Source organism: Curtobacterium sp. 9128 (assembly GCF_900086645.1).
Classification (GTDB): Bacteria; Actinomycetota; Actinomycetes; order Actinomycetales; family Microbacteriaceae; genus Curtobacterium.
Window position 1 is genome coordinate 201,906 of the sequence record NZ_LT576451.1, and the last position, 24,949, is coordinate 226,854.

Below are 24,949 nucleotides of genomic sequence, written 5' to 3' on the forward strand. Positions count from 1 at the left end.
GACGGCGCTCCCTTAACCGATCCGCTCGGCGCGACCGAAGATGCCCTGCGGCCGGAACAGCAGGATGAGGATGAGGATGACGAGTGCCGTGGCGTACTTGAAGTCACCGGGCAGCACCAGGTTCGTGAGCTCGACGACGACGCCGATGATCATCGACCCGACGAGCGCGCCGTAGGCCGTCCCGAGACCACCGAGGGTCACCGCGGCGAACATGAGCAGGAGCAGCTGCAGGCCGGTCTGCCAGTTCACGCCGTTGAGCACGAGGCCGAGCATCACGCCGGACAGTCCGGCGAGCCCGGCGGCGAGCGTCCACACGAACCGGATGACCCGGTCGACGTCGATGCCGGACGCCGACGCGAGCGCCGGGTTGTCGGACACCGCTCGGGTGGCACGGCCGAACCGCGTCTTCGCGAGGAACAACCCGGTCGCGACGAGCACGACGAGCGCGATGCCCATCGCCACGTAGGACTGCACCGTCAGCGTCACGCCGGCGAACGTCACCGTCGCGGGGTTGCTCTGCTGGATGCGGACCGTCGAGGCCCCGAAGAAGTACTGGAACGCGTACTGCGCCGCGATCGACAGACCGATCGTGACGATCATCAGCTGCGTCAGGCTGATCCGTCGGCGGCGCAACGGTTTCCAGATGATCATGTCCTGGAAGTACCCCGTCGCCGCGCAGAGGGCCACGACGATGACGCCTGCGACCCAGACGTTCATGCCGAGCTGGTTCGCGAACACGTAGGCGAGGAGCCCACCGAGGGTCACCTGCTCACCGTGCGAGAAGCTCGAGAGGCCCGTCGTGCCGTAGATCAGCGAGAGACCGATCGACGCGAGCGCGAGGAGCAGCCCGAGCCGGATGCCGGAGACGAACTGCTGCCAGGCCCGCGCCGGTGTGACGCTCGTCGAGGCATCGCTCGTCGTCGCACCCTGCTGGTCGGACAGCTGGAAGATCTGCCCGGCGTTGGCGTTGAGGTTCGCCTGCACGGTGCGCTTCGCGTCGGCCGCGTTCGTCAGGAACTGTCCCTTCGGCAGCGTGTCCTGGTCGACGGTCACCGAGTACTGCCCGGCGGCCGGGACGCTGACGGACCAGCGGCCGGCGTCGGTCGTCGTCGACGTCGCGGTGAAGCCGCTCGGGCCGGCCACGTCGACGTCAACGCCCTCGGCCGGCTTCCGCTCGGAGTCGAGGATGGTGCCCTGGATGCAGCCGTTGGTCGGGCTGACGGTGCAGGGCTGGGTGCTCGAGGGCGCGGTGCTGGCGGATGCGCTGGGAGTCGCGCTCGCCGTGGCCGCGGTCGTGGCTCCCTGAGCAGGGAGGGTCACGGCCCAGTCGACGAAGAAGGTCGCCAGGAAGGCCGCGACGAGCACGACGACGAGCACCAGTCGGCGACGACCTGGCGCACCGGGGCGGAATCGGCGCAGCAGCGCAGATCCCGCAGGAGTGATGGATCCCACGGAAGAGCCTCTCGTTCGGATGCCGAGGAACCTATGGGGATTTTGTGTCACCCGTGTTTCCATCTCGTTCCCTGTGGAATTCGTGCCAGAACTGTGATGCTGTGCAGGGAGCTCCGAGGCGGGCCCGCACCGAGCCTCCAGGCCCGTGCCCATCCGGAATGCGCGGTCCGTCGCGCGCGTTAGCATGGTCTATCCGGAACCCACAGCTGCGTTCCCGGTGTCTGAAACCACTTCACTCGCCCACGAAGGGGACCCATGGACCAGCCGGATCCGTTCGGATTCATCGGACTCACGTACGACGACGTCATGCTCCTGCCGGGGTACACCGACGTCATCCCGAGCGAGGCGTCGACCGCGTCCCGGCTCACCAAGCGGATCACGGTCAACGTCCCGCTGCTCTCCGCGGCGATGGACACCGTCACCGAGGCACGCATGGCGATCGCCATGGCGCGCCAGGGCGGCATCGGCATCCTGCACCGCAACATGTCGATCGCCGACCAGGCCGCTGCGGTCGACAAGGTCAAGCGCTCCGAGTCGGGCATGATCACCAACCCGGTGACCACCAACCCGGACGCCACCGTCGCCGAGGTCGATGCGCTCTGTGGACAGTTCCGCGTCTCCGGCCTCCCCGTGGTGGAGGGCGACGGCACCCTCGTCGGGATCATCACCAACCGTGACATGCGGTTCGTGGCACCGTTCGAGCAGCAGACCACACTCGTGCGCGACGTCATGACCAAGGCACCGCTCATCACCGCGCAGGTCGGCATCGACCCGGACGACGCCGTCGCGATCTTCGCCCAGCACAAGATCGAGAAGCTCCCGCTCGTCGACGCCGACGGCAAGCTCCGCGGGCTCATCACCGTCAAGGACTTCGACAAGAGCGAGAAGTACCCGGACGCCACGAAGGACGACGCCGGACGGCTGCGCGTCGGTGCGGCGATCGGCTTCTTCGGTGACGCCTGGGAGCGCGCGACCGCCCTGCTCGAAGCGGGCGTGGACGTGCTCGTCGTCGACACCGCCAACGGCCACAGCGCCGGCGTGCTCGACATGGTCCGTCGTCTGAAGGCCGACCCCGCGTTCGACGGTGTGGACGTCATCGGCGGCCAGGCAGCCACGCGTGAAGGAGCGCAGGCGCTCATCGACGCCGGTGTGGATGCCGTCAAGGTCGGTGTCGGCCCCGGCTCGATCTGCACCACCCGCGTCGTCGCCGGCGTCGGTGTGCCGCAGGTCACCGCGGTGTACGAGGCGTCCCTCGCCGCACGCGAAGCCGGCGTGCCGGTCATCGCCGACGGCGGGCTGCAGTACTCGGGCGACATCGCGAAGGCCCTCGTGGCGGGCGCCGACACCGTGATGCTCGGCTCGCTCCTCGCCGGCACCGACGAGTCCCCCGGCGACCTGGTGTTCGTCGGCGGCAAGCAGTTCAAGGCGTACCGCGGGATGGGCTCCCTCGGCGCGCTGCAGACCCGCGGCAAGAAGACTTCGTACTCGAAGGACCGGTACTTCCAGGCCGACGTCCCCTCCGACGACAAGCTCGTGCCGGAAGGGATCGAGGGCCAGGTGCCGTACCGCGGCTCGGTCGCGAACGTCGTGTACCAGCTCGTCGGCGGGCTCCGGCAGTCGATGTTCTACGTCGGCGGCCGCACGGTCCCCGAGCTCAAGGCTCGCGGCAAGTTCGTCCGCATCACGCCGGCCGGGCTCAAGGAGTCGCACCCGCACGACGTCCAGATGGTCGTCGAGGCGCCGAACTACCGCAGCTGACGCGCTCCGGCGCTCGAGACGCCCCCGTTCCCTCGACACGCCGCCGAATCCGGCGGCGTCTCAGGCGGACGGGGGCGTCTCGCGTTTCCGAGGGTGCGCCGGCAGGCGTGCCGGAGTCCTCCACACGGGTCCCCAGGGGCGCACGGTCCACTGACGGCGTCGGCGGCTGGATGCGCGGGGCGCGGATCCCGGACGCTGAGGGGATGGACGTGCCGATCATCCGACTCCCGTCGTCGCTCAGCGACCCCGTCCGGCTGTTCCACGGCGCCGCGATCGAGCGTCGGGAGTGGGACGGACTCGACCACCTGGAGCGACGACGGCTCCTCGTGCGCGCTCGGTACGCCGCACTCACCGCGCCGGGGATCGTGTCCCACCGCTCCGCCGCCGCGCTGTGGGGAATGCCCGACGTCGACCCGCCCGACGTCCGGCTGCACGTGATCGCCCCGGGCGCGAAGCGGACGCACAGTGGTCGCGGTGTCGTCCGACACATCGACGCACGCGGCGACCTCACCGCGACGAGCATCGACGGGGTGCCCGTGACGACCGTCGTCCAGACCGCCGTCGACCTCGCTCGGACCGGCACCTCGACGCAGGCCGTCGTGGTGTTCGACCACGTCCTCCGCCGGGGAGACTGTTCCCGCGACGACCTCGGACGCGCGCTCGACCCGCTCGACGGACTGCGCGGGATCCGGCAGGCCCGGGATGCCCTCGCGTTCGCCGATCCCGGGAGCGACTCACCCGGCGAATCGATCAGCCGTGTGACGCTGCGGAGCCTCCGGGTACCCACACCGGTGCTCCAGCAGGAGTTCACCACCGATGCCGGACGGTTCCGCGTGGACTTCTGGTGGCCCGAGCACGGGGTGGTCGGCGAGTTCGACGGTCGCGTGAAGTACGACGACCACGAGGTGGTCTGGCGCGAGAAGCTCCGAGAAGACGCGCTCCGTCGCCTGCCCCAGGTGCACGGGTTCGCACGGTGGACGATGCGCGAAGCACGCTCCCAGGCGGCTCTGGCCCGTGTCGTGCTCGCCGCCGGATTGCCGGTACCGCGAGCGGGCGTCATGCGTCACTGAGGCGTCGACGACGCGAGCCGGTACGCTCCGGTCATGGTCAGCGCCGTCTCGCACACCTCCATCGACTGCCGTGACGCGTACACGCTCTCCGAGTGGTGGCGGCAGGTGCTCGGCTACATCGACGTCGCCGACGACCCGAACGAGCCGGGCCACGAGGAGTGCATGGTCCTCTCCCCCGACGGCTCCCACCACGTGCTGTTCATCCAGGTCCCCGAGGCGAAGTCCGTGAAGAACCGGATCCACTTCGACCTCCGCCCGACCGACCGCACCCGGGACGCGGAGGTCGAACGGCTGATCGGCATCGGCGCCGTCCAGCTCGCCGACCGCCGCACGCCGAGCGGCGGGTGGGTGACGCTCGCCGACCCCGAGGGGAACGAGTTCTGTGTCCTCCGCTCCCAGTCCGAGCTCGACTGACACCTCCGCCCGCCCGAAACACCTCCATCTGCCCGAAGCGCCGCCGAATTGCGCGGCGTCTCGGAACAATGGCGGCGTCTCGGAACATTGGCGGCGTCTCGCAGCAGCAGCAACAACAACAGGAGCAGCAGCCGCCGCGAACCCGTGGAGACGCTCAGCTTCTGTCACGGCTCGGTAACGAAACAGTTTGCGTACCGCCCCGTCACACGGGCGAAACACCCGGACCCTACTTTTGCTCGCATCCCCACACGGAGGCGTCGCACTCGACCCGATGCGGCTCAGCCTCCGTGCCGAGAAAGGGTTCCACGGATGATCAGAACCACCCGCGTCACCACGGCGCTGGCACTGGCGGGAGCGGCAGCGGTGCTGCTCGCGGCGTGCTCCACGGCCGGCAGCGCCGACCCGTCGTCGTCTGCTTCGGCTGCGAAGAAGGACCCGGCGTCGAGCTGCAAGGCACCGTCGTCACCAGGCACCGACGCGCTGAAGATCGGCACGATCCTGCCGCTCACCGGCTCGCTGGCGTACCTCAACCCGCCCGCCGAGTCCGGTGTCGGCCTCGCGGTCGAGGACATCAACTCCGCCGGCGGCGTGCTCGACAAGGACGTCACGATCGAGCCGCAGACGGACTCGGGTGACAGCACCGACATGACCGTCTCGAGCTCCGCTGCGACGAAGCTCGTCAACGCGAAGGTCCCGGTCGCGATCGGCGCCGAGTCGTCCTCGGTGACGCTCAACGTGATCGACCAGCTCACGAGCAACTGCATCGTGGAGATCTCGCCGGCCAACACGGCGACCGACCTCTCGGGCTACTCGTCGTACTACTACCGGACAGCTCCGCCGGACTCGGTGCAGGGTTCGGCGCTCGGCCAGCTCATCACGGGCGACGGCAACGCCAAGGTCGCGTTCCTGGTCTTCAACGACACGTACGGCACGGGCCTCCGCAACTCGGTCCAGAAGGCCGTCGAGGCCTCTGGTGGCCAGGTCGTCTACGGCGGCAAGGGCAAGGGCCAGGAGTTCCCGCCCGGACAGACCACGTTCTCGTCCGAGGTGACGGCCGCACTCGCGACCAAGCCCGACGCGATCGTCGTCCTCGCGTTCGACGAGACGAAGTCGATCATCCCCGAGCTGAAGTCGCAGAACGCCGACATGGCGAAGATCTACATGTCGGACGGCAACACGGCGGACTACTCGAAGGACTTCGACCCGGGCACGCTCGAGGGAGCGCAGGGCACGATCCCCGGTGCTTCGCCGAAGGACGAGCTGAAGCAGCGCCTCGTCGACTACTACAAGACGTCGTCGGGCAAGGACCTCACCGACTACTCGTACGCAGCCGAGTCCTACGACGCCACCACCCTCGCCGCCCTCGCAGCGGTGAAGGGCAAGGGCACCGACTCCGGCACGATCCAGGCCAACATGGCTGCGGTCTCCGGCGCGGACGGCGGCACCGAGTGCTCGACGTTCAAGGACTGCAAGGCACTCCTCGACGACGGCAAGGACATCCACTACACGGGCCCGTCCGGCATCGGCCCGTTCGACAAGAACAACGACCCGTCGACCGCCTACATCGGCATCTACAAGTTCGACGGTGACAACAAGCCGCAGTACCAGAGCGCGATCCAGGGCTCGGTCGCGAAGTAACCGCACCGCACCCGCGAAAGCGACAGTCCCCGGCAGGGTTCCTGCCGGGGACTGTCGCTTTCACGGAACGACGGCACGCGGCACGCGGCACGCGGCACGCGGCACGCGGCACGACAGGACAGGGTCGGCAGCCGGACGGGAGGCTCGGGGCGCGTCCGTCAGGCGGGTGCGGCCGGCAGGACGGTACGTCGGGCGCGGCGCGCGGCGGTGAACGAGTCCACGGACAGGATCACGAGGGCGCACCACACGATCCCGAAGCCGATCCACCGCGAGGTGCTCATCGCCTCGTGCTGGATCGTCACGCCCACGACGAGCTGCATCACGGGCGTCAGGTACTGCGTCAGCCCGAGCGTCGAGAGCGACAGCCGCCTGGCCGACGACGCGAAGAGCAGCAGCGGCACCGCCGTCGCCGGGCCCGCCCCGATCATGATCAGCGCGTGCACCCAGCCCTCGCTGCCGAACGTGATGCCGCCGCCGATCCCGGTGACGCCGAGCACGACCAACGCGCCGACCGCGAGCGGTGTGAGCCACATCGTCTCGATCGTCAGGCCGGAGAGCGCGTCCACGGTGCCGCCGACGCGCTTCTTCACCAGGCCGTACAGCCCGAAGGAGAACGCCAGCGCGAGCGAGATCCACGGCATCTGGCCGTACCCGACGGCGATGACGACGACGGCCACGACGCTGATGCCGACCGCGGTCCACTGCGCCGGACGGAGGCGTTCCCGGAGCAGCACGACGCCGAGCGCGATCGTCACGAGCGGGTTGATGAAGTAGCCGAGCGCGGCCTCGACCGTGTGGCCCGTCGTCGTCGCGATGACGTACACGGTCCAGTTCACGACGATGAGCACCGCGGCGATCGCCATGACGCCCATCACCCGACGCTGGACGAGCAGGGACCGCGTCCGGAGCCACGACCGGGTGACGGCGATCGCGATCACGCAGAACCCCAGGCCGAAGACGACCCGCCAGGCCACGATCTCGAAGGCGCCGGCTGGGGCCATCGCCGCGAAGAGCAGCGGCATGAGTCCCCAGAGCCCGTAGGCGACGATCGCCTGCACGACCCCGACGGATGCTTCGCTCCTGGCCACGCGCTCGGTCACGGACCAATGGTACGGACGTGCGCCGACACGACGGACGTGCCCCGGGCCTCCAGGCCGGAACGGCGAACGCCCCGTCAGCCGGGAGCTGACGGGGCGTTCGTTCGTGGAGCGGGGTTCAGTGCTCGATGACCGCGAGGACGTCGCGAGCCGAGAGGACCAGGAGGTCCTCGCCCGAGTACTTGACCTCGGTGCCGCCGTACTTCGAGTAGATGACCTTGTCGCCGACGGCGACGTCGAGCGGGACGCGGTTGCCGTTGTCGTCGATGCGACCCGGACCCACGGCCACGACCTCGCCCTCCTGCGGCTTCTCCTTCGCGGTGTCCGGGATGACGAGACCGGAAGCAGTGGTCTGCTCCGCCTCGACCTGACGGATGACGATGCGATCTTCGAGCGGCTTGATGGTGACGGCCACGGTGACCTCTTCTTTCTCGGTACTGACTCGGTACAGATGAAAACCGGTTGGCACTACGCACACGAGAGTGCCAGGTCCAACTGTAGGGGGCCGCTGGCACTCGGTCAATCCGAGTGCCAGCGCATCCGTTGATGACAGGATCGTCTCATGGACGCCGCCGATCTCGCCCAGCTGTTGACCCCGGACGGGATGGCGCTGCTCGACCGTACGCCGAGCGTCTCCGACGACGGTGAGATCGTCCGCGTCGTCTCCCGGCTGCGGGCGGAGGGGCACGATCCCGGGCTCGTCGCCGCCGTGCTGACCCAGGCGAAGCTCCGGCAGAAGGCCAGGGGGAAGTTCGGCGACTTCGCGTCGCGGATGCTCTTCACCGAAGCCGGGCTCGAGCAGGCCACCCGGCTGTCCGTCGCTGCCCAGCACGCCGGACGCTTCGCCGCGGCGGGGCTCCGTCGGGTGGCGGACCTCGGCTGCGGCATCGGCGGGGACGCGATGGCGATGGCGGCGCTCGACCTCGACGTGACGGCGGTCGACCGCGACGAGGTCACGGCGGCGGTCGCCACGTACAACCTCTCGCCGTGGTCCGACGCCCGCGTGGAGCTCGGGGACGCGGCCTCGTTCGACCTGTCGCGCGTCGACGGCGTCTGGATGGACCCCGCACGACGGACGGCCGGCCACGCGAACACGCGACGCCTCGCCGACCCCGACGACTGGTCGCCGTCGCTGGACACCGTGTTCGCGGCGGCGACGACCACGCCGACCGGGGTGAAGCTCGGCCCCGGGATCGACCGCGACCTCGTCCCGGACACCGCGGAAGCGCAGTGGACGTCCGTCGACCGCGAGGTCGTCGAGCTCGCACTCTGGTTCGGGCCGCTCGCACGCCCTGGCATCCGGCGCGCGGCCACCGTCATCGGGCCGCACGGCATCGCGGAGCTGACCGGAGCGGACGACTCCGAGGACGAGCCGGTCGGGCCGATCGGCGAGTACCTCTACGAGCCGGACGGGGCCGTCATCCGGGCGCGGCTGATCGGTGACCTGGCGCGGTCGATCGACGGGCACATGCTGTCCGACGGGATCGCGTACGTGACGTCCTCACGTGCGGTGACCACGCCGTTCGCGCAGGGCTTCCGGGTGCTGGACACGATGCCCCTCGACGTCAAGCAGCTCGCGGCACGGCTCGCCGCGGACGGGATCGGCACGGTGGAGATCAAGAAGCGCGGCGTGGACGTCGACCCCGCCCAGTTCCGGAAGCGACTGCGACTGCGCGGCGGGTCCGGCCGGGTGACCCTGGTGCTCACCCGGCTCGAGGGCCGCCACACGGCGATCCTCTGCGAGCGCCTCACGTAGGGCGGGCGCACCCGACCTGTGCCACTCTGTCCCTCGAAAGCGACAGTTTCCGCCCGGGTCCCTGGCGGAAACTGTCGCTTTGGCGGATGGTGGAGTGGGATGCGTCCCCGCCTCAGCTGATGAACGCGCCGGTCGAGCCGTAGTCGTAGTTGTCGTCGTAGTACCCGCCGCCGGAGTGCCCGATCGCGAAGACGACGACCACGATCCAGAGGATCCACACGCCGGTCATCACCCACCCGGCGATGATGCCGGTCAGTGCGAGGCCGCGGCCCTGCTCGCCGTTCTGCTTGATCTTGCCGAGCGCCACGTGTCCGAGGATCGCACCGGCGGGGCCGAGGAGGATCGCGATGAAGAAGAACGGGATCGCGCCGAGACCGAACACGATCGACAGGATCGCGAGGATGCTCGTCTTCGGGCGCTGCGCGTAGGGCTGGTACCCGGCGTTGGAGTACGCGCCGGCGGGGGCGTAGGGGTTCGCGTAGGGCGCGGAACCGGGAGCACCCTGCCCGGCGTACGGCGCCGAACCAGGAGCCGACGCGGCGTAGGGGTTCTGCGGGGCGCCGTACTGCGGCTGCTGCGGGGCAGCGTACGGGTTCTGCTGCTGCGGAGCGCCGTACTGCGGCTGCTGGGGAGCGGCGTACGGGTTCTGCTGCGGAGCACCGTACTGCGGCTGCTCCGGCGCACCGTACTGCGGCTGCTGCGGTGCGTACGGGTTCGGCTGCTGTGCCGGGTCCTGCGGTGCGTACGGGTTCGGCTGCTGCGTGTCCTGGCCGCACCCGTTCGGCTCCGCCGCCGACCCGGGGGCCGGTGCCGATGCGGTCGGGTCCTGCGACGCCGGCTGCTGCCCGTCCGGCTGCTGTTCGCCCGGCTTCGGCCACTGGTTCTGATCGGACACGTTGCACCCCTCCCGACGACCCGTGCGGCCGTCGCTCCCGATCCTCCCACAAGCGCGGGGGTCGGGCTCAGACCTGGACGGTCGTCACCGGCAGCGTCGAGTCCGCGGCGATGCCGAGGTCGCTCGGCGCGTGCCCCTCCGCGACGAGTCGCGCACCGATGGCCGCGATCATCGCCCCGTTGTCGGTGCAGAGGTCGAGCGGGGGGATGCGGAGCTCGACCCCGGCTGCGGCGCAGCGGTCGATCGCGACCGCGCGGAGGCGCGCGTTCGCCACGACGCCGCCGCCGAGCAACAGCCGGTCCACCCCGGTGTCACGGCAGGCGTTGAGGGCCTTGGAGACGAGCACGTCGACGACGGCCTCGCGGAACGAGGCGGCGACGTCGGCCACGGGGACCTCGCGCCCCTCGTCACGGCAGCGCTCGACCCACCGCGCGACGGCGGTCTTCAGCCCCGAGAACGAGAAGTCGTACCGGTGCGCTGCCATGTCCTTCGGCAGGGTCAGCCCCCGCGGGAACCGGATCGCCTTCGGGTCGCCGTCCGCCGCCGCCCGGTCGATCTGCGGCCCGCCCGGGTACGGCAGGCCGAGGAGCCTCGCGACCTTGTCGAACGCCTCTCCCGCGGCGTCGTCGATGGTCTCACCGAGGAGCTCGACGTCACCGACGAGGTCGCGCACGAGCAGCAGCGACGTGTGCCCACCGGACACCAGGAGCGCCACGGTCGGCAGCTCGATCGCGCTGCCGTCGGCGCGCAGGACGTCCGCCCCGACGTGCCCGACCAGGTGGTTCACGCCGTAGAGCGGCTTGCCGGTGGCCACGGCGAGCGCCTTCGCCGCACCGACCCCGACCATGAGCGCGCCGGCGAGCCCCGGCCCCGCGGTGACCGCGACGGCGTCGAGCTCGTCGAGCGTGACACCAGCCTGCGACAGCGCCTGCTCCAGCGTCGGGGTCATCGCCTCGAGGTGCGCGCGAGCGGCGACCTCGGGCACGACGCCGCCGTAGCGCGCGTGCTCCTCCATGCTCGACGCGATGACGTTGGCGAGCAGGGTGCTGCCCCGGACGATTCCCACGCCCGTCTCGTCACAGCTCGTCTCGATGCCGAGCACCAGCGGTTCACGCATCGAGCGTCTCCTGTCCGATCGGGCCGGGCCCCTGCCTCGTGGGCGCGAGCGTCGCCCGCATCACCCACGCGTCGACGCCGTCCGGCTGGTAGTACCGCGGGCGGGTGGCGATGTGCTCGAACCCGAACGCGGTGTACATCGCCTGCGCGACGGGGTTGTCGGCGCGGACCTCGAGGAAGACCTCCTCCACCGCGCGACGACGAGCCTCGTCGAGGAGTTCGGTGAAGAGTGCCCGGCCGATGCCCCTGCCGCGGTGCTCGGCCGACACGGCGATGGTCTGCACGTCGGCGACCGGGTTGCCCGCGAGCGACGACAGTCCCGCGTACCCGACGACCGTCGGAGCGCCGTCGTCGGTGGTCTCGACGACGACGTAGTACCCGTGCGGCGAGTACAGCTCGCCGGACATCTGCGACGCCGACCACGCGTCCGTCGGGAACGAGGCGTGCTCGAGCCACATCACGTCGTCGAGGTCCTGCGGGTGGGCGCGCCGCAGGCGCAGCCCGTCGGGCAGGCGCCCGCCGGACTCACTCACTGCTTCACCCGCTTGGGCGCACCCGGCATGGTGACGTCGGGGTCACGGAGGTAGAGGGGCGCGTCCTCGGCGAAGGAACCGCCGGAGGCGAGCCGGTCCGCGGCGAGCGAGCCGAGCCTCCCGGCCGGGATCGTGACGGCGGTGACCCGCCGGAACCGACTGGAGGCTCCCAGCACGTCGTCCAGGTCCGCCGGCTTGGCGAGTCCGGGACCTGCAGTGCGCGCGCCGGTCTGGTCGTGGACGCTCCAGTAGACCTCGCGTCGGCGGGCGTCCGTCAGGACGACCAGCGGGCCGTCGTGCTCGGCGGCGACGGCGTCGTGGCTGACGAGCGGCAGGAACGGGACGCCGCGTGCCGCGGCGAACGTCCGTGCGGCCGCGATGCCGACACGCAGACCGGTGAACGGACCTGGCCCCATCCCCGCGACGACGCCCGTGACGTCGGCGGCGGTGATCCCCGCGTCGTCGAGCACCCCCTGCAGGAAGGGGCCGATGACCTCGGCGTGCCGACGGGTGTCCTCCGTCGAACGCTCGGCGAGCACCTGTCGTGTCTCCGGATCGACGACGGCGACGCTCGTTCCGGCGGACGTGTCGATGGCGAGCAGCACCCGTCCATCGTAGGCGTCCGGCCCGGGGAACGAGAGCGGGGCTGCTCGACACGACGGGCGTCGCGTCGGGCAGCCCCGCTCGGGACCGTCCGGGTCAGCGCGGCAGGATCGCCGGGCTCGTCCCCGCTGCGAGGCCGACGCCGAACGCCGTTGCAGCGTTCGTGTTCGTCACCGTCCAGAGGTCACTCGAGTTCGTCTGGACCGCGATGACGTACCCGCTTCCCACCGCCGCGATGGACGGGCTCGAGTCCGTCGCCATGCCGATGGAGAAGTGCGTCGCGGCGTTCGTGTTCGTGACGCTCCACAGGTCGCCGTTGTTCGCCTCCGCCGCGACGACGTACCCGCCCGAGGTCGCGAGGATCGCCGGGCTCGTGCCGCCTTCCATCCCGATGTGGAACGCCGTGGCGGCCTTCGTGTTCGTGATCGTCCACAGCACGTGCGTGTTCGTCTGCACGGCCACGGTGTAGCCACCGGACGTCGCTGCGATGGACGGGCTCGTCCCAGCGGCCATCCCGACGTCGAACGCCGTGGCGGCCTTCGTGTTCGTGACGGTCCAGAGCTTGCCCGTGTTGGTCTGCACCGCGACCGTGTACCCGCCGGACGTGGCCACGATGGACGGGCTCGTCCCAGCGGCCATCCCGACGTCGAAGGCGGTCGCCGCCTTCGTGTTCGTGATCGTCCACAGGTCGCCGGAGTTCGTCTGCACGGCGATGACGTACCCGCCGCCGGAGGTCGCGATGATCGACGGGCTGGTCCCGGCCTTCATGCCGACCGGGAAGTGCGTCGCCGCACCGCCCGACGTGATCGACCAGAGGTCACCGCCGGTCGCCTGGAACGCGATGACGTACCCGCTCCCCTGGGCCGCGATCGCCGGGCTGGTACCGGAGGCCACTCCGACCGGGAACGACGTCGCGGCCTTGCTCGCGGTGACGCTCCACAGCCCCGTCGACTTCACGTGCGCCGCGGTGACGTAGGACGCGGACGGCGTCGGCGCGTTCGGGATGCCGGGCCCTGACGTCACGCCGGGCTGCGACGAGTTGTGCGTCCCTGCCGGAGCGGCACCCCGAGGCGTCCACTGGCCGGGATCGGCGATGAACGCCGGCGCCACGGACTGCACGTACGCCGTGTACGACTCGTTCGTGTAGGTGGTCCAGGGCGAGAAGCTCTCCCCCGCGGCGACGTACTTCGCGAACGCGGCCTCGGCGTTGTTCCACGGGTCGAGCATCTGGAAGTCCTGGCCGTACTGCGGCACGGAGTCCCCGCAGGTGATCTGCCAGAGCCCCCATCCGGCACGGTCGCTGCCGGCACCGCAGTAGCCGACCCCCTGCTGGATCGCCCCCGGGTTGCCGCCGCTCTCGGCGATCGCGATGGCCGCTGCGGTCTTCGCCGATGCCGCCGTGCCGCCGGCGTCGATCCAGAACCCCTCGATCGCCGCGTACGACAGCGCGCCGCTGCCACCCGACGCCGCCGAGGCCGATGTGGTGGTGGTCACGGCAACCCCTGCCATGACCAGTGCTCCGACGGCGACGCCGCCCATGAGCCTGAAGAACGAGAACCGCTTGCGTCGTGGAACCGACGCCTCCCCTGGTGTCATGGGTTCAGGCTGGCCCCGGGATGCGTCATGAGCAGGGCGCGAAGCTGGGAAGACGGTGTCGAGACTGAGAGTCCCGCAAGGACGACCCCTCGCTCTGGGGACAACGCGACGCTGTCGGATCGACTCCGGCGGCCGACAGGGGTCGATGCGGGCCGTCCGGGTCGGCCCGCATCCACAGGGAGCGCCAGCGCATGCAGCAACGCACCATCAGAGCCGTGCTCGCGGCCGTCGTCCTCACCGCTGGACTCGTCGCGGTGCCGATCGGCAGCGACTCGATCGCACACGCCGAGGTACCCATCGGGAACATCGGCAAGTTCAAGCAGACCTTCCGCGAGAGCTTCAGCACGAAGGCCTCCGCCAGGGGACAGTTCGCGAAGACCTACGCGAAGTCGTGGCAGCCGTACCCGGACGGGATGGGCGACGGCAAGTACTGGTCCGGCACGCAGATCAGCGCGCACGGCGGGATCATGGACGTCACCCTCGACGGGAAGCACGGGGCCGCGGGGACGTTCGGGACACCGACCGGGGCGTGGTCGCACATCGGCGGGAAGTTCACCGTCCGCGCCAAGGCGAGCGGCGCGACCGGCAACGGCGCGGCGTTCATGCTCTGGCCGACGTCGAACGTCTGGTCGGAGGGCGAGATCGACTACCCGGAAGGCAACTTCGAGGCCGCACCGGTCTCCTACCAGCACTCGATGACGGCCGGGGCGGAGTTCAACGCCACCAGTGCATCCGCCCGGGTGTCCTGGCGCGACTGGCACACCTACTCGATCGAGTGGATCCCGAACAAGTCCGTCACCTACTTCGTCGACAACCGTGTCGTCCAGACCGTCACCAAGGACGTCCCGAAGACCGCGCACCGGTACATGTTCCAGACCGGCAACTGGGGCGCGACCGGGCACCTCAACATCGACTGGGTCACGACGTACGACTACAAGCCCTGACGGGTCAGAGTTCGACGCCGGCCTTCCGCAGGTCCTTCCCGATCGCCGCGGCCAGGACCCGCTGCCCGGCGACCGTCGGGTGTTCGCTGTCCGACTGCAGCAGACCGTGCCCGCCCGCGATCGGCTGCCCGATGTCGACGTACTGGCCGTGCACGGCGGTCACCGCGGCCTCGAGCGCGTCGGAGCTCACCGAGACCTCGTCCGGGATGCTCCCCGGCTGGTCCCACAGGGTGCTCAGTCCGACGATCTCGGCGTGCGGGAGCGCCGAGTGGATGTCCTCGATCGTCTCGGAGGTCGCCCGCTGGATGTCCGCGGCGTTCTCGCCCATGTCGTTGTCCGACGACTGCACGATGACGAGCGTCGGCTTCGCGGCGACCGCCTGGGACACGAGTCCGTCGTAGTGGGTGTTGCAGGCGTCGCCGTCGTTGATGAAGCCGGCTCCGCTGCACGCGACGTTCGTGAGGGCGAAGTGCTCCTTCGCGGCGAGCACCGCGGGCCACGCCAGGTCCTCGCTGTCCAGGCCGTACCCGGCCATGATCGAGTCGCCGATGGTGGCGACGCGCTGCGCTGATGCGGTCGGCGATGCGGTGCCGGAACCGGAGGCCTCTGAACGGATCGAGTGCGCCGCCCCGAGCGCGACCACGACGACCGCGACCCCGGCGGCGACGACGAGGACCCGGCGCATCTGCATGCGTCCACGGTAGCCACCGTCATCGGATCGCGATCGCCCGGCACCGGAACACGCAGGACCTTCATCAGGTCGCTGATCAGAGCGTGACGCCCGCCCAGCGTGGACCGGTGGCCGTGACGACGACACGGCGGGGCTCGTCGGGGACGTCGTCGGGGTCGAGGTCAGGATCGAGCGTCGCAGCACCGGTCGCGCGGACGATCTCGACGTCGAGCACGCTGTCGCTGATGCCGTCGACGAACCCACGTCCCCACTCGACGACGACGATCGCACCGTCCCAGTCGAGGTCGAGGTCGTCGAGCTCGAGGGGGTCCGAGAGCCGGTAGGCATCGACGTGCACCAGGTCGGGGCCGGCCGTCGTGGGGTGCGTCCGTGCGAGGACGAAGGTCGGACTCGACACCTGGCCCCGCGCGCCGAGCGCCGCACCGAGTCCGCGGGTGAGCGTCGTCTTGCCGGCGCCGAGCGGCCCGGTCAGCACGACGAGGTCGCCGGCGCGCAGGACCGCGGCGATCCGGGCGCCGAGTGCGCCCATGTCGTCGGTCCCCGCGACGATGGTGTCGAGCAGGACGGTCACGCCGGCTCGCCCCGCAGGTACTCGCCCACGCGCCCCTCGACGGAGTGCCCGGAGTAGACGCGCGGCACGCGGGAGCCGATGCGGCAGACGATCTCCTCGCCGATGGTGCCGAGCGCCGCACCCCACTCGAGCACGGTCGACTCGTCGCGCTCGCCCGTGCCGAAGAGCACCACGGTGTCCCCGGTCCGGACGTCGTCGTCCCCGACGTCGACGAGGAACTGGTCCATCGCGACCCGACCGGCGATCGGGTACCGCTTGCCGGCGATCGTCACCTCGAGGCGCCCCTGCGCCAGCCGCGGCACACCGTCCGCGTAGCCGACCGGCACCAGCGCGAGGGTCGTCTCCGTCGTCGTGCGGTACGTGTAGTCGTAGGACACACCGGTGTCGACCGGCACGCGCTTGGTCTTCGCGACCGACGCGGTGAGCGTCATCACGGGCTCGAGCCCGAGGTCCGCCGCCGAGACGCCGTCGGCCCCGGGGATGCCGAACAGGTTCGCCCCCATCCGGACCATGTCCTTGCGGAACTCCTTGCGCTCGAGTCCGGCGAGCGATGCGGCGACGTGCTCGATCGGGATGTCGAGCCCGAGGTCCTCGGCGCGTTCGACCGCGTCCTCGAAGAGCCCGACGGCGGCGCTGTCGTCGTCCTCGGATGACTCGGCCAGGTGCGTGTACGCGGCGACGACCTCGATGCGCCCGGCGCGCTGGGCGTCCCGTGCGGCCTCGACCAGGGCGGGCCAGTCGTCGACGGACGAACCGTCGCGGTGGAGCCCCGTGTCGAGTCCGAGGTGCACGCGGGCCGGACGCTGGTCGACGGCGTCCACGACGCGCTGCAGCTCGGGGACGTTCGAGACGCCGAGGTCCACGGCGGAGTCGATCGCGTCGCGGAAGTCGAGCGCCGGGTCGTGCTGCCAGGTGAAGAGGTGGACGTCCTCGCCGACGCCGATCGACCGGAGCCGGAGCGCGGCCGGGACGGTGAGGACACCGATCCAGCGGATGCCGGCGTCGACGGCGGCGAGCGCGATCGGTTCGAGGCCGTGCCCGTACGCGTCGGCCTTCATGATCGCCATGACCTCGACGGGGTCCATCCACTCGCGGACCAGGTCGAGGTTGGCGCGGTAGGCGTCGAGGTCGATCTCCGCCTGGCGCAGGGGTGCGCTCACGTCGTCCTCCGTTCGATGCTCCGGCCGAGCCGGGCGACCACCTCGTAGTTGATGGTGCCGACGGCCGCCGCCCAGTCCTCCACAGCGGGATCGCCGTTCGCCGGGTCGCCCCAGAGCACGACCTCGTCCCCCACGGCGACGTCGGCGTCCCCGATGTCGATGTGCATGGCGTTCATCGCGACGCGGCCGACCACGGGGAACGTCCTGTTGCCGATGCGGACCACGACGTGGTTGCCGAAGGCGCGGTCGAAGCCGTCGGCGTAGCCGAGGCCGATCACCGCGAGGCGGGTGTCCGACTCGGCGCGCCAGGTGTAGCCGTAGCTGACACCGTCGCCGGCCGGCACGACGACCGTGCGCAGCACCGACGCGGTCAGGCGCATCGCGGGTCGGAGCCCGAGGTCGGCCGAGGTGCGGTCGGCGAACGGGCTCAGGCCGTAGAGCGCGATCCCGACACGGGCGAGGTCACGACGGGTCTCGGGCACGGCCAGGCTCGCGGCGCTCGCGGCGAGGTGCACCATCGGCGGCACGATGCCGACCGCGCCGAGGCCGTCGAGCGCGCGCTGCAGGGCGGCGTCCTGGTCGAGGTCGTCGGTACGGGAGGCGTTCGACAGGTGGGACATCAGCCCCTCGACCCGGGTCCTCGCGCCGTTCCGTGCGAGTCGCCCCGCGGTCTCGAAGAGCTCGGGCCACTCGGACTCGACGGCGCCGTTCCGGCTGAGCCCGGTGTCGACGCAGATGTGCACCGCGGGCACCTCGGAGTCGGCCGCCGCAGCGAGCTGGGACACGCTCGACACCGCGGGGGTGATGCCGTACTGGGCGGCGCGGCGGAAGTCCTCGTCCGGCGCGTGCAACCAGGCGAGGATCCGGACGCCCTCGTCGATGCCGGCCTGCCGGAGCGCGATGCCCTCGTCGATGTCGGCGACGCCGAGCCACTCCGCGCCGGCGTCCACGAACGCCCGGGCGGCGTCAGCCGCGCCGTGCCCGTAGGCGTTCGCCTTGACGACCGCGATGACGCCGGACGGGGCCACCTGTTCGGCGACCGTCGCGTAGTTGGCGATCAGTGCCTCCCGGTCGACCGTGATCCCGGTGAACGCACTCATCGCAGCCACCCCGCGATCAGCGGCTGCGCCATCAACGGGCGGTCGACGGTGAACGCACTCACTGAACAGTCCCCTCCAACACCACGAACGCCGTGGCGATCCCTCCATCATGGGACAGCGACAGGTGCACGCTCGTGACCCCACGCGCATCGGCCACCTGCCGCGCCTGCTGGTGCAGCGTCAGCGACGGGTTCCGCTGGTCGTCGGAGACGACCTCGAGGTCCTGCCAACTCAGTCCTGCGCTCGAGCCGAACGCCTTGATCAGGGCCTCCTTCGCGGCGAACCGCGCCGCGAGCGAGGCGATCGGGCGTGGTTCGCCGTCCCGGAGCAGCTCCCGCGACGTGAACAGGCGCGTGCGCATCGCGGGCGTGCGTTCCAGCACCTGCCCGAACCGCGAGAGGTCGACGACGTCGACCCCGATCCCGATGATCACCGTCCGACTACTCGACGGTGACCGACTTCGCGAGGTTGCGCGGCTGGTCGACGTCGAGGCCCTTGGCCGCGGCGAGTTCCATGCCGAACATGTGCAGCGGCGCGACCGCGAGCAGCGGCTCGAACAGCGGGGTCGCGAGCGGGATGCGGAGGACCTCGTCGGCGAACGGCAGCACCGCGGCGTCGCCCTCTTCGGCGATCGCGATCACCCGGGCGCCGCGCGCGCGGATCTCCTGGATGTTCGACACCACCTTCGGGTGCAGCGAGCGGGCGTCACGGGGCGACGGCACGATGACGAAGACGATCTGGCCGGGTTCGATGAGGGCGATCGGACCGTGCTTCAGCTCACCGGCGGCGAAGCCCTCGGCGTGGATGTAGGCGAGTTCCTTGAGCTTGAGCGCGCCTTCGAGGGCGATCGGGTACCCGACGTGGCGACCCAGGAACAGCACGCTGCGGGTGTCGGCCATCCACTTCGCGAGCTCGGCGACCCCGGAGGCGTCCTCGATGGTCTGCTGCAGCTTCGGCGCGAGGGACTCGAGTTCCGCGACCTGCTCGGCGATCTGCTCGGTCGTCAGCGTGCCGCGGAGCGTCGCGAGGTGCAGCCCGAGCAGGTACAGCGCGACGCCCTGCGCGAGGAACGCCTTCGTCGACGCGACGGCGACCTCCGGACCGGCGTGCGTGTAGATCACGGCGTCGGACTCGCGCGGGATCGTGGCGCCCTGGGTGTTGCAGATCGAGAGGACCTGCGCGCCCTGCTCTCGCGCGTACTTCACGGCCATGAGCGTGTCCATCGTCTCGCCGGACTGGCTGATCGAGACGACGAGCGTGCGGTCGTTCAGCACCGGGTCGCGGTAGCGGAACTCGTGCGCGAGCTCGACCTCCACCGGGATGCGGGCCCACTGCTCGATGGCGTACTTGCCGAGGATCCCGGCGTACGCGGCGGTGCCGCAGGCGATGACGATGACGCGGTCGACCTGCTGCAGGCGTTCCGCGATCGGGTCGAGGTCGGTGAGCGTGACGGCGCCGTCGTGCACACGGCCGAGGATGGTCTTGGCGACCGCCTCCGGCTCCTCGCTGATCTCCTTCGCCATGAAGGACGACCAGCCGCCCTTGTCCGCGGCCGACGCGTCCCAGTTCACCTCGAACTCGTTGCGGTCGGCAGGAGTGCCGTCGAAGTGGACGACGTCGACGCCGTCGGGGCGGATCGTGGCGATCTCGTCCTGCCCGATCGACAGCGCGCGCTGCGTGTACGCGACGAACGCGGCGACGTCGGAGCCCATGAAGTTCTCGCCGTCGCCGAGCCCGACCACCAGGGGCGAGTTCCGGCGGGCGCCGACGACGACACCGGGCTGGTCGGCGTGCACGACGAGGAGCGTGAAGGCGCCCTCGAGCCGCTGCACGGTCTGCTGCATGGCGCTCGTCAGGTCGCCGGTCTCGCGGAAGGCCTTCGCGACGAGGTGCGCCGCGACCTCGGAGTCGGTCTCGCTGAGGAACTCGACGCCCTCGGCCGCGAGTTCGTCGCGGAGCGCGGAGAAGTTCTCGATGATGCCGTTGTGGATGAGCGCGAGCTTGCCGCCGTCGGCGAGGTGCGGGTGCGCGTTCTCGTCCGTGGGGCCGCCGTGGGTCGCCCAGCGGGTGTGCCCGATGCCCGTCCCGCCGTCGGCGATGGGGTGCTCGTCGAGCTCGTCGACGAGGGCCTGCAGCTTGCCGGCCTTCTTCGCCGAGGACAGGTCGCCTGCCGGGTCGATGACCGCGATGCCGGCCGAGTCGTACCCGCGGTACTCGAGCCGACGGAGTCCACCGAGGAGCACGTCCGTGCTGCTGTTGGTGCCGACGTAGCCCACGATTCCACACATGGGACCGATCCTACGATGCGGCTCAGCCCGCTCCCTGCGAGGCCGCGGATCGTGCGGGATACCGTGATCATCATGGGACGTTTCGACGCAATCGACATCACGACGCTGCACGGTGAGCACACCACCTTCGGCGCCTACGCGGACAAGGCGGTGCTGGTGGTGAACGTGGCGTCGCGCTGCGGCCTCGCACCGCAGTACGAGCAGCTCGAGGAGTTGCAGAAGACCTACGGCCCGCGGGGCTTCACGGTGCTCGGGTTCCCGAGCAACCAGTTCCTGCAGGAGCTCGGCTCGTCCGAGGCGATCGACGAGTACTGCTCCACCACGTGGGGCGTGACGTTCCCGATGTCCGAGAAGGTCAAGGTGAACGGCGGTGGCGCGCATCCGCTCTACAAGGAGCTCAAGCAGACACCGGACGCCGCAGGCAAGGCCGGCCGCGTGATCTGGAACTTCGAGAAGTTCCTGGTGGCTCCGGACGGCACCGTCACCCGGTTCCGCCCGACGACGAAACCGGACGCGCCAGAGGTGATCGCGGCCATCGAGGCGGCCCTACCCGCCTGAGCGGGCTCCGGACTGGAGGCTCGGTGAAGGTCCGCCGCGTCGCCCACCCGCACCGCGCCTCCCGTCTACGCTCGTTCCCATGCCGATCCCGGAGACCACCGTCGCGCACCCCACCCCGTTCGTGGAGATCCCCCGCGGGGAGTGGTCGCAGCTCGCCCCCAAGGAGCACCTCTCCCTGACCGAGACGGAGATCGTGCAGCTGCGCGGCCTCGGTGACCGCCTCGACATGCAGGAGGTGCAGGAGGTCTACCTCCCCCTCTCCCGCCTGCTCACGCTCTACGCCGCCGGCGCGCGGAACCTGCACGCGGAGACGAGCCGCTTCCTCGGGGAGCGGGCCGGGCGGACGCCCTTCGTCATCGGCGTCGCGGGCTCGGTCGCCGTCGGCAAGTCGACCGTCGCACGGCTGCTGCGCGAACTCACGAAGCGCTGGCCGGACACCCCGCGCGTGGAGCTCGTCACGACCGACGGGTTCCTCTACCCGAACGCCGAGCTCGAGCGCCGCGGGATCATGGACCGGAAGGGCTTCCCGGAGTCCTACGACCGCCGTTCCCTGCTGCGCTTCGTCAGCCAGGTGAAGAGCGGGGCGACCGAGGTCCGGGCGCCGTACTACTCGCACCTCGTCTACGACATCGTGCCGAACGCCGAGATCGTCGTGCGGCAGCCGGACATCCTCATCGTGGAGGGGCTCAACGTGCTCGCGCCGCCGGTGCACGGGCGGCTGGCACTGTCCGACCTGTTCGACTTCACGATCTACGTCGACGCGAAGACCAAGGACATCGAGTCCTGGTACGTCGACCGGTTCCTGGCCCTGCAAGAGGAAGCGTTCTCGAGCCCCGACTCGTTCTTCCACCGGTTCGCGTCCCTGTCCCGGTCGGACGCTGTGGAGACCGCGACCCAGGTCTGGCGCGCGATCAACGAGCCGAACCTCGTCGAGAACGTGCTTCCCACGCGCTCGCGGGCGACGCTCGTGCTGAAGAAGGCCGCCGACCACAAGGTCTCGTCGGTCCTGCTCCGCAAGATCTGACGCGGCGGGGCGGCGCCGGGGCCGCGGGGCCGCGCCGGGCTGAGTTGCGCCCAGCCACGAACATCGCGCCCCGTCCTGACGGGGCGCGATGTTCGTGATGGGGTGCGAAATGGACCGGGCCGTGCCCAATCCCTACGCGGCGTCGAGCGCCAGGCGGTCGGACACGACCGCGGCGAGCTCCTCGGCGATGCGCTGGGCGTCGTCCTGGGAAGCGGCCTCGACCATGACGCGGACGACGGGCTCGGTGCCGGACGGACGGAGCAGCACGCGGCCGGTGTCGCCGAGCGAATCGGTGGCCGATGCCACGGCGTCCTGCACGCCCTGGTCCGCCAGGCCGTGCCGGTCGACGCCCTTCACGTTGAGCAACACCTGCGGGAACACCGTCATGCACGAGGCGAGTTCGCCGAGCGTCTTGCCGGTCCGCGCGATCTCGGCGACGAGGTGCAGCCCCGTGAGGATGCCGTCACCCGTCGTGGCGTACTCCTGGAAGATGATGTGCCCGGACTGCTCGCCACCGAGCGAGAAACCGCCGGCGTTCATCTTCTCGAGCACGTAGCGGTCGCCCACACCGGCTTCGATCACGGTGATGCCCGCGTCCGCCATGGCGCGCTTGAGTCCGAGGTTCGACATCACCGTCGCGACGAGCGTGTCGTCCTTCAGGTGTCCGCGCTCCTGCAACGACAGCGCGAGGATCGCCATGATCTGGTCGCCGTCGATCGCGTTGCCGTCGGCGTCCACAGCGAGGCAGCGGTCCGCATCGCCGTCGTGGGCGATCCCGACGTCGGCGCCGTGCTCGAGCACCGCACGCGCGAGGTTGTCGATGTGCGTGGACCCGACGCCGTCGTTGATGTTGATGCCGTCGGGGTCGGCGCCGATCAGCGTGACCTCGGCACCCGCGTTGACGAAGACCTCTGGCGAGACGCCGGCAGCGGCACCGTTCGCACAGTCGAGCACGACGTGCAGCCCGTCGAGACGGTGCGGCAGCGTGCCGAGCAGGTGCACGACGTAGCGGTCCTCGGCATCGGCGAACCGGGTGATGCGGCCGACGTCGGCGCCGGTGGGGGTCGGCGCCGAGTGGTCGTGCATCGCCGCTTCGATGCGGTCCTCGACCTCGTCGGGGAGCTTCCGGCCGCCTGCGGCGAAGAACTTGATCCCGTTGTCCGGCGCCGGGTTGTGCGACGCGGAGATCATCACGCCGAAGTCGGCGTCGATGTCCGCGACGAGGAACGCGGCAGCAGGGGTGGGGATGACCCCGGCGTCGAGCACGTCGACGCCGGCGGAGGCGAGCCCGGCCGCGACAGCGGCACCGAGGAACTCGCCGGAGACGCGCGGGTCGCGCGCCAGGACCGCGCGGGGGCGCGGTCGACCGGACGCCCGGCGGGCGTCGGCATGGTGTCCGTGTGTGAGAACGGCCGCGCTCGCCTGGGCAAGACCCAGTGCGAGCGCGGCCGTCAGCTCGCCGTTGGCGAGACCACGAACCCCGTCGGTACCGAACAGACGCGGCATTGCGATCTTCAGCCGGTGACGACTAGCGCTTCGAGAACTGCGAAGCCTTGCGGGCCTTCTTGAGACCGGCCTTCTTGCGCTCGATGACGCGGGCGTCACGGGTGAGGAAGCCGGCCTTCTTGAGGGTGGCGCGGTTGTTCTCGCGGTCGATCTCGTTCAGCGTGCGTGCGATCGCGAGGCGGAGGGCACCGGCCTGACCCGAGGGGCCACCACCCGTGATGCGGGCGGTCACGTCGTAGGCGCCGAGGAGCTCGAGCACCTTGAACGGGTCGTTGATGAGCTGCTGGTGCAGCTTGTTCGGGAAGTAGTCCTCCAGCGAACGGCCGTTCACCGTGAACGAGCCGGAGCCCGGAACGAGGCGAACGCGCGCGATGGCCTCCTTGCGGCGCCCGACAGCACCGCCGGAGACGTTGAGGATCTGACGGGGAGCGGCCTCGGCAGCGGCGGGTGCGCTCTCCGTGGTGAAGCTCTCCGGGGTCTGGTCGAGGGAATCAGCGATCTGAGCCATGAGTTTCTCTATGTCCTTGAAGTCGTCGTGGCCGGAACTACTGTGCGACCTGGTCGAAGGTGTACGCCTTGGGCTGCTGCGCGGAGTGCGGGTGCTCCGCGCCGGCGTAGACCTTCAGCTTCTTGAGCTGCTCGCGACCGAGGGTGTTCTTCGGCAGCATGCCGCGGATCGCCTTCTCGACGGCGCGGGTGGGGTGCTTCTCGAGCATCTCCGGGTAGGAGGTCGCCGTGAGGCCGCCCGGGTAGCCCGAGTGGCGGTAGTAGACCTTCTTCGCGAGCTTGGAGCCGGTGAGGGCGACCTTGTCCGCGTTCACGATGATGACGTAGTCACCCATGTCCATGTGCTGGGCGAAGGTGGCCTTGTGCTTGCCGCGCAGGAGCGCCGCGGCGTGGGTGGCGAGACGGCCGAGGACGACGTCGGTCGCGTCGATGACGATCCAGTCGTGCTGGACGTCTGCCGGCTTCGGTGAGAACGTGCGAGTCACAGGAGTGCTGCTTTCGTGTCGAGGTGAGGAGTCCGTGAATCCCGCTCCGGTCGGGGTTCCCCGCGGCAGAAGCCGGTGGAACGCCCGGGTGGAGGGCTCATCTGACTGTCCGGCGCACATGGCGCGCAGACCAAGGTGAGAGCCTACCGGACCGGCCTCCCGCTGGTCAAACGCGACCGGATCGGTC

25 protein-coding genes are annotated in these 24,949 nt (G+C 70.4%); 8 read left to right on the forward strand and 17 right to left on the reverse strand.

Translation table 11 applies throughout. From position 1 onward, the window contains the following. Window positions 1-12: 12 nt before the first annotated feature. Window positions 13-1,452, reverse strand: a complete 1,440-nt coding sequence (locus QK288_RS00980) for a branched-chain amino acid ABC transporter permease (protein WP_348639032.1) — start codon at window positions 1,450-1,452, stop codon at window positions 13-15. A 255-nt stretch (window positions 1,453-1,707) separates the two neighbouring features. Between QK288_RS00980 and guaB the strand changes: the two genes are divergently transcribed. From guaB to QK288_RS01000, 4 genes are all read left to right on the forward strand, one after another. Then, window positions 1,708-3,210 (forward strand): IMP dehydrogenase, encoded by a 1,503-nt coding sequence (gene guaB, locus QK288_RS00985; protein ID WP_281265968.1) that lies wholly within the window; start codon window positions 1,708-1,710, stop codon window positions 3,208-3,210. Between the two features lie 203 nt (window positions 3,211-3,413). Beyond that, on the forward strand, window positions 3,414-4,280 hold the full coding sequence (locus QK288_RS00990; RefSeq protein WP_281265969.1) for a hypothetical protein: 867 nt from the start codon (window positions 3,414-3,416) through the stop codon (window positions 4,278-4,280). Between the two features lie 33 nt (window positions 4,281-4,313). Further along, entirely contained in the window at window positions 4,314-4,694 is a 381-nt protein-coding gene (locus tag QK288_RS00995; protein WP_281265970.1) for a VOC family protein, read from the forward strand. Window positions 4,695-5,003: 309 nt separating this feature from the next. Then, the gene (locus tag QK288_RS01000; protein WP_281265971.1) at window positions 5,004-6,332 is read left to right on the forward strand and encodes an ABC transporter substrate-binding protein; all 1,329 of its coding nucleotides are present in this window, start codon (window positions 5,004-5,006) and stop codon (window positions 6,330-6,332) included. A 158-nt stretch (window positions 6,333-6,490) separates the two neighbouring features. Here QK288_RS01000 and rarD read toward each other — a convergent pair whose 3' ends face one another. Then, on the reverse strand, window positions 6,491-7,432 hold the full coding sequence (rarD, locus tag QK288_RS01005; protein WP_281265972.1) for an EamA family transporter RarD: 942 nt from the start codon (window positions 7,430-7,432) through the stop codon (window positions 6,491-6,493). A 115-nt stretch (window positions 7,433-7,547) separates the two neighbouring features. Further along, window positions 7,548-7,844: a co-chaperone GroES gene (gene groES / locus QK288_RS01010; RefSeq protein WP_056121496.1), complete on the reverse strand. Its 297-nt coding sequence runs from the start codon at window positions 7,842-7,844 to the stop codon at window positions 7,548-7,550. Window positions 7,845-7,991: 147 nt separating this feature from the next. Here groES and QK288_RS01015 point away from each other — a divergent pair, with 147 nt between their 5' ends. Further along, window positions 7,992-9,185, forward strand: coding sequence for an SAM-dependent methyltransferase (locus QK288_RS01015; RefSeq protein WP_281265973.1), 1,194 nt, complete (start codon window positions 7,992-7,994; stop codon window positions 9,183-9,185). Between the two features lie 112 nt (window positions 9,186-9,297). On the opposite strand, the gene QK288_RS01020 is transcribed toward QK288_RS01015, so the two are convergent. The 5 genes from QK288_RS01020 to QK288_RS01040 form a co-directional block, all read right to left on the reverse strand. Beyond that, window positions 9,298-10,080 (reverse strand): DUF4190 domain-containing protein, encoded by a 783-nt coding sequence (locus QK288_RS01020; RefSeq protein ID WP_281265974.1) that lies wholly within the window; start codon window positions 10,078-10,080, stop codon window positions 9,298-9,300. Between the two features lie 67 nt (window positions 10,081-10,147). Beyond that, window positions 10,148-11,197 (reverse strand): tRNA (adenosine(37)-N6)-threonylcarbamoyltransferase complex transferase subunit TsaD, encoded by a 1,050-nt coding sequence (gene tsaD / locus QK288_RS01025; RefSeq protein ID WP_281265975.1) that lies wholly within the window; start codon window positions 11,195-11,197, stop codon window positions 10,148-10,150. Continuing rightward, window positions 11,190-11,729 carry a ribosomal protein S18-alanine N-acetyltransferase gene (gene rimI / locus QK288_RS01030; protein WP_281265976.1) on the reverse strand — a complete coding sequence of 180 codons (540 nt, stop codon included), beginning with the start codon at window positions 11,727-11,729 and terminating at the stop codon, window positions 11,190-11,192. The genes tsaD and rimI overlap by 8 nt, the downstream gene beginning before the upstream one ends. Continuing rightward, entirely contained in the window at window positions 11,726-12,334 is a 609-nt protein-coding gene (tsaB, locus tag QK288_RS01035; protein ID WP_281265977.1) for a tRNA (adenosine(37)-N6)-threonylcarbamoyltransferase complex dimerization subunit type 1 TsaB, read from the reverse strand. The genes rimI and tsaB overlap by 4 nt, the downstream gene beginning before the upstream one ends. Before the next feature lie 94 nt (window positions 12,335-12,428). Beyond that, a complete protein-coding gene (locus QK288_RS01040; protein ID WP_281265978.1) occupies window positions 12,429-13,826 on the reverse strand; it encodes a hypothetical protein in 1,398 nt (465 codons plus the stop codon). A gap of 293 nt (window positions 13,827-14,119) precedes the next feature. Here QK288_RS01040 and QK288_RS01045 point away from each other — a divergent pair, with 293 nt between their 5' ends. Next, the gene (locus QK288_RS01045) at window positions 14,120-14,872 is read left to right on the forward strand and encodes a glycoside hydrolase family 16 protein (RefSeq protein ID WP_281265979.1); all 753 of its coding nucleotides are present in this window, start codon (window positions 14,120-14,122) and stop codon (window positions 14,870-14,872) included. A 4-nt stretch (window positions 14,873-14,876) separates the two neighbouring features. Here QK288_RS01045 and QK288_RS01050 read toward each other — a convergent pair whose 3' ends face one another. The 6 genes from QK288_RS01050 to glmS form a co-directional block, all read right to left on the reverse strand. After that, the gene (locus tag QK288_RS01050) at window positions 14,877-15,563 is read right to left on the reverse strand and encodes an SGNH/GDSL hydrolase family protein (protein WP_281265980.1); all 687 of its coding nucleotides are present in this window, start codon (window positions 15,561-15,563) and stop codon (window positions 14,877-14,879) included. A 76-nt stretch (window positions 15,564-15,639) separates the two neighbouring features. Beyond that, complete coding sequence (gene tsaE, locus QK288_RS01055) at window positions 15,640-16,092, reverse strand: tRNA (adenosine(37)-N6)-threonylcarbamoyltransferase complex ATPase subunit type 1 TsaE (protein WP_281267640.1); 453 nt, start codon at window positions 16,090-16,092, stop codon at window positions 15,640-15,642. 38 nt (window positions 16,093-16,130) lie between these two features. Continuing rightward, window positions 16,131-17,294 (reverse strand): alanine racemase, encoded by a 1,164-nt coding sequence (gene alr, locus QK288_RS01060; protein ID WP_281265981.1) that lies wholly within the window; start codon window positions 17,292-17,294, stop codon window positions 16,131-16,133. Further along, window positions 17,291-18,394 (reverse strand): alanine racemase, encoded by a 1,104-nt coding sequence (alr, locus tag QK288_RS01065; RefSeq protein ID WP_281265982.1) that lies wholly within the window; start codon window positions 18,392-18,394, stop codon window positions 17,291-17,293. The genes alr (QK288_RS01060) and alr (QK288_RS01065) overlap by 4 nt, the downstream gene beginning before the upstream one ends. 58 nt (window positions 18,395-18,452) lie before the next feature. Continuing rightward, window positions 18,453-18,827 carry a holo-ACP synthase gene (locus tag QK288_RS01070; RefSeq protein ID WP_281265983.1) on the reverse strand — a complete coding sequence of 125 codons (375 nt, stop codon included), beginning with the start codon at window positions 18,825-18,827 and terminating at the stop codon, window positions 18,453-18,455. A gap of 7 nt (window positions 18,828-18,834) precedes the next feature. Then, window positions 18,835-20,682, reverse strand: coding sequence for a glutamine--fructose-6-phosphate transaminase (isomerizing) (glmS, locus tag QK288_RS01075; protein ID WP_281265984.1), 1,848 nt, complete (start codon window positions 20,680-20,682; stop codon window positions 18,835-18,837). A gap of 72 nt (window positions 20,683-20,754) precedes the next feature. On the opposite strand from glmS, the gene QK288_RS01080 reads away from it, so the two are divergent. Together QK288_RS01080 and coaA are read left to right on the forward strand one after the other, a co-directional pair. Continuing rightward, window positions 20,755-21,240, forward strand: coding sequence for a glutathione peroxidase (locus tag QK288_RS01080; RefSeq protein WP_281265985.1), 486 nt, complete (start codon window positions 20,755-20,757; stop codon window positions 21,238-21,240). Window positions 21,241-21,319: 79 nt separating this feature from the next. Beyond that, window positions 21,320-22,264 carry a type I pantothenate kinase gene (gene coaA, locus QK288_RS01085; RefSeq protein ID WP_281265986.1) on the forward strand — a complete coding sequence of 315 codons (945 nt, stop codon included), beginning with the start codon at window positions 21,320-21,322 and terminating at the stop codon, window positions 22,262-22,264. A gap of 132 nt (window positions 22,265-22,396) precedes the next feature. On the opposite strand, the gene glmM is transcribed toward coaA, so the two are convergent. From glmM to rplM, 3 genes are read right to left on the reverse strand one after another with little or no spacing between them, the layout of a single operon-like run. Continuing rightward, window positions 22,397-23,770 carry a phosphoglucosamine mutase gene (glmM, locus tag QK288_RS01090; RefSeq protein ID WP_281265987.1) on the reverse strand — a complete coding sequence of 458 codons (1,374 nt, stop codon included), beginning with the start codon at window positions 23,768-23,770 and terminating at the stop codon, window positions 22,397-22,399. Between the two features lie 22 nt (window positions 23,771-23,792). Next, window positions 23,793-24,278: a 30S ribosomal protein S9 gene (rpsI, locus tag QK288_RS01095; RefSeq protein WP_281265988.1), complete on the reverse strand. Its 486-nt coding sequence runs from the start codon at window positions 24,276-24,278 to the stop codon at window positions 23,793-23,795. A gap of 37 nt (window positions 24,279-24,315) precedes the next feature. Next, window positions 24,316-24,762 carry a 50S ribosomal protein L13 gene (rplM, locus tag QK288_RS01100; protein WP_022906970.1) on the reverse strand — a complete coding sequence of 149 codons (447 nt, stop codon included), beginning with the start codon at window positions 24,760-24,762 and terminating at the stop codon, window positions 24,316-24,318. Window positions 24,763-24,949: the final 187 nt, after the last annotated feature.

What these genes read in the sequence shown, in the direction of transcription:
- QK288_RS01045 (WP_281265979.1), top strand. Translation starts at nt 14,120, where the DNA reads ATGCAGCAACGCACCATCAGAGCCGTGCTCGCGGCCGTCGTCCTCACC.
- rpsI (WP_281265988.1), bottom strand. Translation starts at nt 24,278, where the DNA reads ATGGCTCAGATCGCTGATTCCCTCGACCAGACCCCGGAGAGCTTCACC.
- glmM (WP_281265987.1), bottom strand. Translation starts at nt 23,770, where the DNA reads ATGCCGCGTCTGTTCGGTACCGACGGGGTTCGTGGTCTCGCCAACGGC.
- QK288_RS01080 (WP_281265985.1), top strand. Translation starts at nt 20,755, where the DNA reads ATGGGACGTTTCGACGCAATCGACATCACGACGCTGCACGGTGAGCAC.
- glmS (WP_281265984.1), bottom strand. Translation starts at nt 20,682, where the DNA reads ATGTGTGGAATCGTGGGCTACGTCGGCACCAACAGCAGCACGGACGTG.
- coaA (WP_281265986.1), top strand. Translation starts at nt 21,320, where the DNA reads ATGCCGATCCCGGAGACCACCGTCGCGCACCCCACCCCGTTCGTGGAG.
- guaB (WP_281265968.1), top strand. Translation starts at nt 1,708, where the DNA reads ATGGACCAGCCGGATCCGTTCGGATTCATCGGACTCACGTACGACGAC.
- QK288_RS00990 (WP_281265969.1), top strand. Translation starts at nt 3,414, where the DNA reads ATGGACGTGCCGATCATCCGACTCCCGTCGTCGCTCAGCGACCCCGTC.
- QK288_RS00995 (WP_281265970.1), top strand. Translation starts at nt 4,314, where the DNA reads ATGGTCAGCGCCGTCTCGCACACCTCCATCGACTGCCGTGACGCGTAC.
- tsaD (WP_281265975.1), bottom strand. Translation starts at nt 11,197, where the DNA reads ATGCGTGAACCGCTGGTGCTCGGCATCGAGACGAGCTGTGACGAGACG.
- QK288_RS01015 (WP_281265973.1), top strand. Translation starts at nt 7,992, where the DNA reads ATGGACGCCGCCGATCTCGCCCAGCTGTTGACCCCGGACGGGATGGCG.
- QK288_RS01050 (WP_281265980.1), bottom strand. Translation starts at nt 15,563, where the DNA reads ATGCAGATGCGCCGGGTCCTCGTCGTCGCCGCCGGGGTCGCGGTCGTC.
- QK288_RS01000 (WP_281265971.1), top strand. Translation starts at nt 5,004, where the DNA reads ATGATCAGAACCACCCGCGTCACCACGGCGCTGGCACTGGCGGGAGCG.
- alr (WP_281265982.1), bottom strand. Translation starts at nt 18,394, where the DNA reads ATGAGTGCGTTCACCGGGATCACGGTCGACCGGGAGGCACTGATCGCC.
- tsaE (WP_281267640.1), bottom strand. Translation starts at nt 16,092, where the DNA reads ATGGGCGCACTCGGCGCCCGGATCGCCGCGGTCCTGCGCGCCGGCGAC.